Annotated in this window: 11 protein-coding genes and 3 pseudogenes; 9 read left to right on the top strand and 5 right to left on the bottom strand. The window is 72.5% G+C overall.

Annotated features, from left to right (window positions below):
* Positions 1–11 precede the first annotated feature (11 nt).
* Positions 12–815 carry a VOC family protein gene (locus BJ965_RS01755; RefSeq protein ID WP_184907012.1) on the bottom strand — a complete coding sequence of 268 codons (804 nt, stop codon included), beginning with the start codon at positions 813–815 and terminating at the stop codon, positions 12–14.
* 246 nt (positions 816–1061) lie between these two features.
* On the opposite strand from BJ965_RS01755, the gene BJ965_RS01750 reads away from it, so the two are divergent.
* Positions 1062–1379: an ANTAR domain-containing protein gene (locus BJ965_RS01750; RefSeq protein WP_184907011.1), complete on the top strand. Its 318-nt coding sequence runs from the start codon at positions 1062–1064 to the stop codon at positions 1377–1379.
* A 19-nt stretch (positions 1380–1398) separates the two neighbouring features.
* Here the strand turns inward: BJ965_RS01750 and BJ965_RS01745 are convergent, their stop codons facing one another.
* The gene (locus tag BJ965_RS01745) at positions 1399–2190 is read right to left on the bottom strand and encodes an RNA polymerase sigma factor SigF (RefSeq protein WP_184907010.1); all 792 of its coding nucleotides are present in this window, start codon (positions 2188–2190) and stop codon (positions 1399–1401) included.
* Between the two features lie 264 nt (positions 2191–2454).
* Between BJ965_RS01745 and BJ965_RS38990 the strand changes: the two are divergent.
* From BJ965_RS38990 to BJ965_RS01735, 3 genes and pseudogenes are all read left to right on the top strand, one after another.
* A pseudogene (locus BJ965_RS38990) lies at positions 2455–2573 on the top strand (MarR family transcriptional regulator); the annotation flags it as partial.
* Positions 2569–2946, top strand: a pseudogene (locus BJ965_RS01740) (ABC transporter permease); the annotation flags it as partial. The pseudogenes BJ965_RS38990 and BJ965_RS01740, both read left to right, overlap by 5 nt.
* A gap of 192 nt (positions 2947–3138) precedes the next feature.
* Positions 3139–3660 carry a hypothetical protein gene (locus BJ965_RS01735; protein ID WP_184907008.1) on the top strand — a complete coding sequence of 174 codons (522 nt, stop codon included), beginning with the start codon at positions 3139–3141 and terminating at the stop codon, positions 3658–3660.
* Positions 3661–3684: 24 nt separating this feature from the next.
* Here BJ965_RS01735 and hemC read toward each other — a convergent pair whose 3' ends face one another.
* The 3 genes from hemC to ligD all read right to left on the bottom strand — a co-directional run bounded on the left by hemC (position 3685) and on the right by ligD (position 7260).
* A complete protein-coding gene (hemC, locus tag BJ965_RS01730) occupies positions 3685–4620 on the bottom strand; it encodes a hydroxymethylbilane synthase (RefSeq protein WP_184907007.1) in 936 nt (311 codons plus the stop codon).
* Between the two features lie 742 nt (positions 4621–5362).
* Positions 5363–6136, bottom strand: a complete 774-nt coding sequence (locus tag BJ965_RS01725) for an NPP1 family protein (protein ID WP_184907006.1) — start codon at positions 6134–6136, stop codon at positions 5363–5365.
* A 143-nt stretch (positions 6137–6279) separates the two neighbouring features.
* Positions 6280–7260, bottom strand: coding sequence for a non-homologous end-joining DNA ligase (ligD, locus tag BJ965_RS01720; protein ID WP_184916661.1), 981 nt, complete (start codon positions 7258–7260; stop codon positions 6280–6282).
* 114 nt (positions 7261–7374) lie between these two features.
* On the opposite strand from ligD, the gene BJ965_RS01715 reads away from it, so the two are divergent.
* From BJ965_RS01715 to BJ965_RS01695, 5 genes and pseudogenes are all read left to right on the top strand, one after another.
* The gene (locus tag BJ965_RS01715; protein ID WP_184907005.1) at positions 7375–7890 is read left to right on the top strand and encodes a MarR family winged helix-turn-helix transcriptional regulator; all 516 of its coding nucleotides are present in this window, start codon (positions 7375–7377) and stop codon (positions 7888–7890) included.
* Positions 7891–8126: 236 nt separating this feature from the next.
* Positions 8127–8818, top strand: a pseudogene (locus BJ965_RS01710) (AraC family transcriptional regulator); the annotation flags it as partial.
* Positions 8819–8868: 50 nt separating this feature from the next.
* Complete coding sequence (locus tag BJ965_RS01705; RefSeq protein WP_175430573.1) at positions 8869–9249, top strand: DoxX family protein; 381 nt, start codon at positions 8869–8871, stop codon at positions 9247–9249.
* Complete coding sequence (locus BJ965_RS01700; RefSeq protein ID WP_313666681.1) at positions 9246–9713, top strand: peroxiredoxin; 468 nt, start codon at positions 9246–9248, stop codon at positions 9711–9713. The genes BJ965_RS01705 and BJ965_RS01700 overlap by 4 nt, the downstream gene beginning before the upstream one ends.
* 60 nt (positions 9714–9773) lie before the next feature.
* Positions 9774–12116, top strand: a complete 2343-nt coding sequence (locus BJ965_RS01695; RefSeq protein ID WP_184907004.1) for a SpoIIE family protein phosphatase — start codon at positions 9774–9776, stop codon at positions 12114–12116.
* Positions 12117–12118 lie beyond the last annotated feature (2 nt).

Genomic DNA, 12118 nt, shown 5'->3' with positions numbered 1-12118 from the left:
GCGGGCCCGGGTCAGCGCCCGCGGCGCGCGGTCACCGTGAACTGTGCGCCGTCGTGGTCCCGCAGCACCGCCTCGTCACTGCCCTTGGACAGCACGCTGCCACCGTGCAGCTCCGCCGCGCGGGCGCAGGCCTCCACGTCGTCCACGGAGAAGTGGACCTGCCAGTGCGGCCGGATCGCGGGGTCGGGGGCCGCCCCCAGGGCGCCCGACTCGATCCGGGCCACCACGTCCCCGAGGCTGCGGAGCACCACCTCGCCGCCCTCGTAGTGGACCTCGCAGCAGCCGGGTCGCTGCGTCGCCCAGTCGAGGACCTCGCCGTAGAAGATCGCCGCGTCGAACGCGTCACGGGTGTGGAGCGTGATGAAGGCCGGCTGCGCGTTGCGCCAGGTCTCCCAGTCGGTGAAGAGGTCGCCCTCCCAGATGCCGAACGTCGCCCCGTCCCGGTCGGCCAGCAGCGCCGCCCGCCCCGGAGGCAGCGAGATCGGCCCGACCGCGACCGTGCCCATGCGCTCCTGCACCCGTGCGACCGCGTCGTCCGCGCTGCGTACCGCGAAGTACGGCGTCCACGCCACGGCCATCTGCCACATGGCCGCCACCCCCGCGATCCCGGCCACCGGCGAGCCGTCCGCCAGCGCGATCCGGAACCGGTCGCCGAGCTTGGCCGGCCGCCACTGCCAGCCCAGCACGGCGCCGTAGAACTCCTCGGTCGCCTTGACGTCCCGGCTCGTCAGGCTCACCCAGCAGGGCGCGCCGAAAACGGAGTGTGATGAGACGACGTCCTTCGTACCGGAGGAGGTGGGCATGTCGTGGTTCATGGCAGTCGCGTCCTGATCTCGTCGGCCTGGCAGCCACCGGAGGATTGACACCAGTGTCCAACCGGAACCGCTGTGGGCGCCTGCCGAGTACCCCGGCGAGGGCGCCGAAACGGCGTCCGGCCTGGTCCGCCCCGGTGGCACCGGGCGGGCCGAGTGAGGACGATGGATGGGTCGGACACTGCGTCAAGGTACTCAAGCACCCGCTGGGACCTCGGGCGCAGCGGCGCACCGGACCCGGAGGTGACCATGCCCACGGACGGGGGCTCGGATCGGATCTTCGCGCTGCAGGAAGAGGTCCAGCAGCTGAAGGAGGCGGTCGCCTCCCATGCCGTCGTGGACCAGGCGATCGGAATGGTCGTCGCGCTCGGCAGGATCTCCCCCGACCAGGGGTGGGCAGTGCTGAAGGAGGTCTCCCAGCACACCAACATCAAGCTGCGCCACGTCGCGGAACTGATCCTCGTCTGGGGGCGTACGGGCATGATGCCCGAGGAGATTCGGGCCGCTCTCGAAGACGCGCTCGACCGCGCCGGACCCACGCAGATCCCCGGCTCGCCGGAGGTGTGACCCCCGGCGAGCGCGTGCCTCACCGGGCCTCGGTCAGCAGTTCCTCACGCAGATGGGCGAAGCAGCTGCTCAGCAGCCGGGAGACGTGCATCTGCGAGATGCCGAGCTGTTCCGCGATGCGGCTCTGCGTCATGCCCTTGAAGAACCGCAGATACAGAATGATCCGCTCGCGCTCCGGCAGCGCCTCCAGGCAGGGCTTGACGGCGACGCGGTTGACGACGATGTCGAAGGCCGGGTCGGGCCCGCCGATCGCGTCGCCGAGGGCGTAGCCGTCGGTCCCGGGCATCTCCGCCTCCAGCGACAGCGCGGAGAAGCACTCCAGGGCCTCCATGCCGGTACGCACCTCGCCCTCGGTGAGCTGGGCGAACTCGGCGATCTCGGCGACCGTGGGGGAGCGTCCCGAGGTGGTCTGCGACAGCTCCTTGGAGGCCTGCCGCACCCGGTTGCGCAGGTCCTGGACCCGGCGGGGCACGTGCAGCGTCCACATGTGATCACGGAAGTGGCGCTTGATCTCGCCGGTGACCGTCGGTACCGCATACGCCTCGAAGGCGTTGCCACGGGCCGGGTCGTAGTGGTCGACCGCCTTCACCAGACCGAGGGCGGCCACCTGGTACAGGTCCTCGAGGGCCTCGCCGCGGCCCCGGAAGCGGACGGCGATCCGCTCGGCCATGGGGAGCCAGGCCTCGACCAGCTCGTCCCGCAGGGCCTTGCGCTCGGGCCCCTCTGGCAGCCGCGCCAGTCGCGCGAACGCCTCGGCGGTGTCAGGGGCGTCGTCGTGGGGGTGCGTTCGGGTGCTGCCGGCGATACGCATGGTGCGTACCTCCCTGAGCAGGTGCTGAGTATGGACAGACACCGTGGGAAACGCGGGCCTCGGACCTCACGGAGGAGCACCGGGGGTCCCGGCGGCCGGCTCCCCACGCGCGTGCCTCCTGTCCGAAGCACTAACAATTCAGACAATACGGCATTTGGGGGACGTGGGCGCTTTCAAGACCGCGGTCGTTTCGAGTGCGTCACTTGACCTCTCTTGACCTCACCTTGGGTCGATCGGCTCTGTCGCAGAGCTGATCTCGCCCTCATGGAGCCGGAGACCTTCCCGGAAGAGCCGGCCGACGCGCTCGTCGGCGTCCAGCGGCTGATCCGGCGGCGCCTGCGGGGCGGATGCCCGAACCGCGGCTGCGCGGCGCCGAGGTGGAACCGGGACGCCGGGGTCCTCGGCAAACTCCTCGTCACCCCGACCCCGCGGCCGGCGCTGATCGCCGGCAAGGCGTTCGCGGCCGGGGCGAAGTCACTCGTCCAGGCCGTGGTCGCGCTGCTCATTGCCGCCGTGCCCGGCGTGGCCCTGACCTGGAACCCGCTCAAGCTGCTCGCCGTCGCCGCGATCGTGGTGCTCGGCTCGGCCTTCTTCTCCTGCCTGTCGATGACCATCGCCGGCATCGAGGTGGACGCTCTGCGCGGGTTGCTTCTCGGCACCCCTCGTCATCTGGCGTCCGACTTCGCGGTGCTGTTCGTCGCCGCGGCGCTCGGCGTCGCCGAGGCACCGGCCCTGCTGGGCCGTCCGGCCCGTTGATCTTCACTCGTGGAAGTGATGTGCGGCACGCCGGGGCAAGCGCTTTCTCCAATTGTTTCCGGATAACCGCTGGGCACGGCTTGATCACCGATCAAAAGGGGTGAACTGCCTGGCCACAGCGCATTCTGCTCATTTGACAGTGCGCTGAGAGCACAGATAGGAAGCAGCTTCCAGAGGTCGAGAGGGTGCAGCGTGTACGAGCCGAACGTGGTCGGGGACTGGCAGGAGTACGACGAGCATGCCGGTCTGCGCGTCCGCGTCCACCGTCTGGAACTGGCCGAGCCGCCCCGCGGCCGGGACGACGCCGCCGACGGACTGACGTACTTCTGCCTCCGGGTGACGGTCGAGAACCGCGGCAGCCGCCATCTCGGCGTCCACCTCGAGGACGGCCAGATCGACGTCAGGCTCGGCCCGGACGGGGAGAGTGCCTTCATCGACTGGCGCAACTCGCAGTTCATCGAGGGCTTCGACGTCTATCCGCTGCGCCGGGCCACCGCCGTGCTCTACGCGGCCGGTGCGGAGGCCTCGTTGAGCCTCGTGGACGTCCAGGTGCAGTTGCGCGTCGAGGAGGAGTGGACCGAACGCCGGCTGTGGGCGGGCGGCATCGGTGCGCACGAGGGCCCGGCCGGGGCCCAGCAGGGTCCGGTGCGGGACAGTCTGGCGCACCAGGTGAGCGTCTTCCTGCGGGACCAGGCGGAGGAAGGCACCGCCTGATCCCGTGTCAGGGCGTCGCACGGATCAGTGCGGGATGCCGTCGATGATCTCGCGGGCGCCCTGACGCAGCAGTGCCACGGCGACCGAGGTGCCGAGCGTGGCCGGGTCGAGACGGCCCGCCCACTCGTGGGCGTTCAGCCGTGTCTTGCCGTCCGGGGTGAACACGCAGGCCCGCAGGGACAGTTCGCCGCTGCGGTCCACCTGTGCGAACCCGGCGATGGGGCTGTTGCAGTGCCCCTGGAGCACATGCAGGAACATGCGCTCGGCGGTGGTCTCCCGGTGGGTGTCCGGGTCGCCGAGACCGCTCACCGCGTCGATCAGCGCGGCGTCGTCCTCGCGGCACTGCAGCGCCAGAACACCGGCGCCGATGGGCGGCATCATCGTCTCGGTCGAGAGGATCTCGGTGATCACGTCCTCGCGGCCGATGCGCTCCAGGCCGGAGACCGCGAGCAGCAGGGCGTCCGCCTCGCCGGCGGTCAGCTTGGCCAGACGCTTGTTGGCGTTGCCGCGGAACGGCACGCACTCCAGGTGCGGATGGGTGGCGGCCAGCTGGGCGACGCGGCGCACCGACGAGGTGCCGATCCGCGTCCCGGCCGGCAGCTCGTCCAGGGCGAGCCCGCCCGGGTGGATCAGGGCGTCGCGGATGTCGTCCCGCTTGAGGAACGCGGCGAACACCGTGCCCGCCGGGAGTGGCCGGTCGGCCGGAACGTCCTTCACGCAGTGCACGGCGAGGTCGGCCTCGCCGGCCAGCAGCGCCGCGTCGACCTCCTTGGTGAACGCGCCCTTGCCCTCGACCTGGGAGAGATCGCCCATCCACTTGTCGCCGGTGGTCTTCACCGGCACGACCTCGGTGCGCACTCCGGGGTGGGCGGCGGCCAACTCGGCCCGGACACGCTCCACCTGGGCGAGGGCCATGGGGGAGTCACGGGAGACGATGCGAATCAGTTCGGGGACGGACATGCGGACACGATAGACCCTTCCGCGGGGGCGTTCGCCCCGTACTTCCTCCGACTGCCGGGTATCGGGCATCAGTTCGGGAGGAGTGGATCTCTCAGTTCCCTCGCCCGCAGTGCCGCTGAGAAGGCCCGCTCGTCGCCGACGTCGAGGGCGATGTCGGTAACCAGCCCGACGAGGCGTTCCCGGGCCGGTCACGCCGTTCCTCGACGCCGCGCCACCGGTCTCAGACGCCCGGGGCGGATTCCCCGACCGGCCGGCGGCCGTACGGCGGCTGCCGTTGTGGGCGGATCGCGCCGGACTCGGCGCCGAGGCCAGGGCCGTGATGGGGGCGAGAACGCGCCGCGGCTCGCCGAACTCGCCCACGGGCTCGGCTACTGCGCCGCACGGCACCGGCCCGTCTCCGGAGCCCGTACGGCATGCCCGGCGCGGATGACGGGAGGCGTGGAGCCGTCGTACATCCCGGCAGCGGTCGCGGCCCCCACACGGCGAGGACGCCCCGCATGGCTGCGCACGGTCGAAGTGCTCACCTCGTGCCGGTACGGATCCGCCCGGCACGCCCCCCTGGTCGTGGAGGCGCTCGCGGCGCACGGGCGGATGCCGGGCGCCGGTGGCTGGGCCGGCCGAGCCGCTCCGGCGCGCGTCCATGGCGGGATGCTGTGCTGCCGCCCCGCGCCGGGGGATCGGGCGCGGGGCGGAGACCCGGCCCGGTCCGGAGCAGCAGGCCCCCGGACCGGGCCCGAAGGCGTCAGGCGTACGGATCGAAGGCGATGCCGGAGGGCTTGGCCGACGCCAGGTGATTGGCGAAGTTGGCGTCCTTCAGGCCGAAGTTGGCGCTGCCGAAGTCGTACGACGTGAGCTTGTCGCGCACGCCGGCCGGGTAGCCGTTCCAGCCGACCAGGGCCGGGTACTGCCAGGTGCCCTTGTGGTTCTCCGGCGGCTCGTCATTGGAGTTGGCCGCGCGGAAGCAGTGGGTTCTGACACCGTCCTTGTGATAGACGACCTTCGCGTGCGTGCCGTCGAAGCGGACCGCGGAAGCCGCGTGCACCGTGAACCCGCCGTGAGCGGACGTCGACACGTACTTCACCTGGTTGTCCTGCACGAACACCGCGACGTGCTCGAAGTCGTGCCGGTGGCCGCCGATGCTGCTCCCGGCCACGGCCTGGTCCTTCTCGAAGTAGAGCGCGTACAGGATCGCGCACCAGCCGTTGTTGCACTTGGAGCGCGCGTAGCCGTTGGTGTTGTCGAGGTCCGAGGCGTCCCGGCAGTTGCCGTTCAGGGCACCGGTCGGGTTGAGCCCGCCGTTCACGGTGCCGTCCGGGCCGATGGCGGGGCTGGAGTAGCAGCCGTCGGTGTCGTAGTCGTAGGCGGGCTGGTACGTCTGCTCCAGTGCGTCCGCGTTGGCGGGCAGCGCCGACGGCGGGGCCGCGAAGGCCGTGGCCGGGAACGCGAGGACGAGAGCGGCGGCACCGGCCGCTCCGGTGAGCCATCTCCTGCGGTGGGCGAACGGGCGTGACGACACTGCGTCCTCCTTGGTCCGGGCGCAGCCCAACGGCTGTGGGGGGAAAGGGAGGTTCAGCTTCCAGGCTGTACGCGTCCATGCCAAGAGGGGTGGAGGATCTCAAGGGTGAATCGCAGCCCAACAGTTGGCCGCCTGCCGCCGTTTCAGGCCAGGTCGTCCGGGATGTCCGCCGCTGCGTCCTCGGGCGCCAGGTCGGGCCGGAGCCGCAGCCAGGACGGCTGCCTCAGCAGTCCCTCCCGGGTGCGGGTGCTGTAGCGGACCTCACCGACCAGGCGGGGCAGGACCCAGTGCGCACCCGGGGCGCGCGGGGCGGGGTCGAAGGGGCAGACGTCCGTCGCGGCGGCCCGCAGCAGCCCCGCCAGTTCCGTGCGTTCGGCCTCGCTCCAGCCGGTGCCCACGCTGCCGACGTAGCGCAGCCGTCCCGCGGCACGCTGTCCGACCAGCACCGCGCCGGGCAGTCCGGTGAGCCGCCCCTTGCCGGGCTGCCAGCCGCCGACCAGGACGTCCTCGGTGCGCATGTTGCGGATCTTGATCCAGGCCCGGGAGCGGATGCCCGGTTCGTACACCGAGTCCAGCCGCTTGCAGACCAGGCCCTCCAAGCCGTGCTCCCGGGTGGCCCGCAGGGCTTCGGCGCCGTGTCCGACGAGGGCGCGCGGCGTCGACCAGAAGGGGCCGGCGAGGCCGAGGTCCTCCAGCGTCGCGCGGCGTCGCGCGTACGGGAGCCTGAGGAGGGAGTGGCTCTCCAGGTGCATCAGGTCGAACAGCACGAGATGGACCGGGGCCTCGGCCGCCCGCCGCGCGGCCCTGGCGGGTGCGTGCGCCAGGCCCATCCGGGACTGGAGCAGCTGGAAGCTGGCGCGGCCCTGGTCGTCCAGGGCCATGATCTCGCCGTCCAGTACGGCGGGCGTGGTGCCGAGTACGGTGCCCAGCGGCCGGAGTTCGGGGTAGGCGGCCGTGATGTCGTCCCCGGAGCGGGCGCGCAGCAGCACGCTGCCGTCCCCGGGCAGATAGGCCACCACGCGCTGGCCGTCCTGCTTGGTCTCGTAGGCCCAGCGCGTGTCCTGCGCGGCGGGCGGCAGGGGGCCGGACGTGGCGAGCATGGGCGGGATCAGCGGCAGGTCCACGGGTGAGGTGTCGACGACCGGGCCGGCCGTCACGCGTGTTCGCGGCCTGTTTCCCCTGAACGGCGCCCTGACCGATTTAGTTGAGTTACGCAACGAGATGGTAGCCTGGTGTTCATGTCCACACCACCGCTCCCCGATGTCCCCTCCTCGGAAGTGATCGACATCGAGCGGGCGCTCACCCGCATCACCTACCTGAGCACACGCGCCCGTCAGCACGACCGGCTGATGGCCCTGGCCGGGGTTCCGCTCGACCGTGCCGCCGTCGCGCTGCTCCGCCAGATCGCCGACTCCGAGCCGCTGCGGCCCGGGGAGCTCGCCGCCCGGCTGGGCGTGGAGGCCTCGCACGTGACGCGCACGGCGCAGCAGTTGCAGAAGTCCGGGTACGTCACCCGGGTCCCCGACCCGGACGACCGACGTGCCCAGCGCATCGAGCTCACCGACGCCGGCGGCGAGGCCATCGCCAGGATCCGCGAGGCCGGGGTCCGCGGCATGCAGTTGGCCCTCTCGGACTGGTCGCCCGAGGAACTGCGCCACCTCGCGACACTCTTCCACCGCATGGTCGACGACTTCCTCGCCCACTCCGTCGACGAGGACGGCGAACCGCAGGCGGCGCGAACCGGCACGGTCTGAACCCCGGCCGGTCCGGCCTGTTGCGGCGGGGAGGGCAGCGCCGGAGTCCCGCCTCGGTCGGTTGACGCCGACAGGCCGTCCCCGAGTTCCGTCACCCCTTCAGCGCGCCACCGGCTCCCGCGGATCCGCCCGCTCGGGCGCCGCCGCCCCTCGGCGGCACCGGCTCGCGCAGGCCGCACAGCAGCAGCCGGCCCAGCGCGGGCAGTGCGACGAGGGGCAGCAGGGCCGTCCGCAGGCGCGCCCACCGGGACGACGACCACCAGATCGTCTATGCGGGCGCCGGCGTCGTCGCCCTCACCACCGACGCCGGCACCTGGTTCGCCCCCGGCACCCGCGCCATCTGGGTCCCGGCCGGCACCGTCCACGCCCACCGCGCGTACGGCCGGCTCGACCTGCACCTGGTCGCCCTGCCCGTCGCCGACAACCCCCTCGGCCTGGACCACCCGGCCGTCCTCGCCGTCAGCCCCCTGCTGCGCGAGCTGATCCTCGCCCACACCCCGCTACCCCGGCGACGACAGCCCCGAGCGTCGCCGGCTGCGCGCCGTCCTGCGTGACCAACTGCGCCTGTCGCCCCAGCAGCCGCTGCGCCTGCCCACCCCGGCCGACCCACGCCTGGCCATCGTCTGCGCACGCGTGCACGACGACCCGGCCGACGTGCGCACCCTCGCCGAACTCGGGGCCGCGACCGGGGTGGGAGCGGACCCTCAGCCGGCTCTTCCGCGGCGAGTTCGGCATGACCTTCCCGCAGTGGCGCACCCGGTCGCGGCTCTACCACGCCCTGCGGATGCCGGCCGACGGCCTGCCCGTCACGACCGTGGCCCACCGCTGCGGCTGGTCCTCCGCCAGCGCGTTCATCGACGTCTTCCGCCGCTCCTTCGGCTACACGCCCGGCAGCCACCACCGGCGCACCCGGGACCCGGTGGGCTGACCTGTATACCGACCGGTAATAATGCGCGGCAGGCTTTCAGAGGAGGAACCGTGTCCCGGTCCGAACGCTCACCCCTGCTGCTCGCCGGCCTCCTGGCCACCGCGGGCGTCGCCCACTTCGCCACCCCACGCCCGTTCGACGCGACCATCCCGCGCGGCCTGCCCGGCACACCGAGGGCCTGGACCTACGCGAGCGGCGCCGCCGAGCTCGCCCTCGCCGCCGGTCTGGCGCTGCCGCGCACCCGCAAGGCCGCCGCGCTGGCCACTGCGGCCTTCTTCGTCGGGGTGTTCCCCGCCAACGTCAAGATGGCCGCCGACTGGCGCCACCGCCCCACCCCGCAGAAGGCCGCCGCCTTCGGGCGCCTGCCCCTGCAGGTGCCCCTCGTGCTCTGGGCCCGAGGCGTCGCCCGGAACGCGGAGGGCAGGTCGTGACCGCGCGCGTGGAGACCGGGGACAAGGTCGAGGACTTCGCCCTGCCCGACGAGACCGGCACCGTCCGCAGCCTGTCCGGGCTGCTCGCCGAGGGCCCCGTCGTGCTCTTCTTCTACCCGGCCGCCCTGACCCCCGGCTGCACCGCCCAGGCCTGCCACTTCCGGGACCTCGCCGCCGAGTTCACCGCCGTCGGAGCACGCCCCGTCGGCATCAGCGGCGACGCCGTCGAGCGGCAGCAGGAGTTCGCCGGACGCCACGGCCTCGGCATGCCGCTGCTGTCCGACGCCGACGGCGCGGTCCGTGAGCGGTTCGGGGTGAAGCGGGGCTTCTCCCTGGCGCCCACCAAACGGACCACCTTCGTCATCGCGCAGGACCGCACCGTCCTCGACGTCGTCCGCAGCGAACTGCGCATGAACGCGCACGCCGACCGGGCGCTCGCCGCGCTGCGCGCCCACCGGGCCTGACAGCGTCACGATTGCGGCGTCGCGGTTGATAGCGGGCGATAAAGGGATGATCCTGGACGAATGGAGGACGCCTCCGCTGCTGCGATCATCGACGCCCGCGGCATCCTGACGGGGTGGAGCGAGGGTGCCCAGCGGCTGACCGGCTATCCGGCCCATGAGGCCGTGGGTCGTGCCGCACGGGAGCTGCTCGCCGAGGCCGTGCCGCCCGAGGCGGTGTCCGCGCGGTCGGGCACCGTCATGGTGCGGCACCGCGACGGCTATCTCGTCGGGCTCCGCGTCAGAGCGTGTGCCGTGACGGGCCCGGACGGGGAGTCGGGCGGGTACGTGATCACCGCCGCGTCGCCCGGCCACGGGGAGACGTCCCTCGCGGGCCTCGCCTTCCAGCAGGCGTCCATGTCGATGTCCGTCTTCGACACCGGCCAGCGCTACCTGCGGCTCAACGAGGCCGCCTGCCATGTGATGGGCGTGCCCGAGGAGACCCTGCTCGGCCGGCACTTCCCGGAGACCGTGGCAGAGGCGGAGCACATGCGTGGCTTCAACTGGCATCTCAGGCATGTCGTGGAGACGGGCCGGCCGGTGCGCTACGAGAGCTACGCCGGTGCGCCGGCCCTGAACCGGGAGCACGCCTGGGTCACCGAGATGTGGCCGGTCCGGGATGCCGCCGGCGAGCTCGTCGGCACCGCCCTGGCCGCGTTCGACAGCACCGAGCAGTACTGGGCCCGCCAGCGGCTGGCCCTGCTCAACGAGGCCGCGGCCGCCATCGGCACCACCCTGGACGTGGTGCGCACGGCCGAGGAGCTCATCGGGGTCGTGGTGCCCCGCTTCGCGGACTTCGCGAGCGTGGATTTGTTCGACTGGGTGCTCGGCGCGGACGAGCAGCCCACGGTGCCGGCCGACGAGATCACCCTCAGGCGGGTCGCGCACGGCTCCGTCACCGAGGGCACCCCCGAAGCGGCCGTGCACCTGGGAGAAGTCGACGTCTACACCCCGTTCTCGCCTATCGCCCGGGCCATGCGGGAAGGCGGGGCCATCCTCAGCCAGGCAGGAGAGCCGGCGTTCATGCGCTGGGTCGCCGAGCGCAATTCCCGCGCCCCGAAAGGACGGCCCTACCGCGAAGGCGCCCATTCCATGCTGGCCGTACCGCTGCGGGCCCGCGGCACCACGCTGGGTGTCGCCGTGGCCGTCCGTGTGGCGCAGGCCGACGACTACGGCGCGGACGACGCCGTGTTCGCCGAGGAACTCGCCAGCCGGGCCGCCGTCTGTGTCGACAACGCCCGCCGCTTCGCCCGCGAACGCACCACGGCCCTCGCCCTCCAGCACAGCCTGCTGCCGAGGGGGCTGCCCGGCCAGGCCGCCGTCCAGGTCGCCCACCGCTATCTGCCCTCCGGATCGGCGGCCGGCATCGGCGGCGACTGGTTCGACGTGATCCCGCTGTCCGGCAGCCGCGTCGCGCTGGTCGTCGGGGACGTCGTGGGGCACGGCATCCCCTCCACGGCGACCATGGGCCGGCTGGTCACGGCCGTCCGCACCCTCGCCGACGTGGACCTCCCGCCCGACGAGCTCCTCACCCACCTCGACGACCTGGTCACCCACCTCGCCTCGGACGACCAGGGCGACGAGGTCGCCGAACTCGGCGCCACCTGCCTCTACGCCGTCTACGACCCCGTCACACGCCGCCTGAACCTGGCCGCCGCCGGGCACCCCGCACCCGCCCTGGTGCTGCCCGACGGATCGGCCCGGATGATCCCCATGAGCGCGGGACCCCCGCTGGGCGTGGGAGGTCTGCCGTTCGAGGCGACGGAGCTCCAACTGCCCGAGGGCTCCGTCGTCGCCCTCTACACCGACGGACTCGTCGAGGACCGCGACCGCGATGTCGATCACGCCACCGACGAGCTGTGCCGCGCCCTGACCGTGCCCGCCGACTCGCTGGACGCCCTGTGCGACACCGTGCTGAAGGCCGTCCTGCCCGAGGAGCCCGGCGACGACGTGGCCCTGCTGCTGGCCAGAACCCGGGCCCTGGGCGCCGACCAGGTCGCCACCTGGGACGTCACCCCCGACCCCGCCGCGGTGGCCGCCACCCGCCAGGCCGCCACCGACCAGCTCACCGCGTGGGGCCTGGACGAGACGGCCTTCGTCACCGAACTCGTCGTCAGCGAACTGGTCACCAACGCCATCCGGTACGGCGCCCCGCCCATCCAGCTCCGCCTGATCCGGGACCGGACCCTCATCTGCGAGGTGTCCGACGGCAGTTCGACCTCCCCGCACCTGCGACGGGCCCACCAGGACGACGAGGGCGGCCGCGGTCTGCTGCTCGTCGCCCAGCTCACCCAGCGCTGGGGCAGCCGGCAGACCACCCGGGGCAAGACCATCTGGTGCGAACAGTCCCTCACGCCGCTGTTCTGACC

The sequence above is a fragment of the Streptomyces luteogriseus genome, assembly GCF_014205055.1.
Taxonomy (GTDB): domain Bacteria; phylum Actinomycetota; class Actinomycetes; order Streptomycetales; family Streptomycetaceae; genus Streptomyces; species Streptomyces luteogriseus.
The sequence above is the reverse complement of the archived record's forward strand: the minus strand, read 5'-3'. Positions and strand labels throughout refer to the sequence as shown.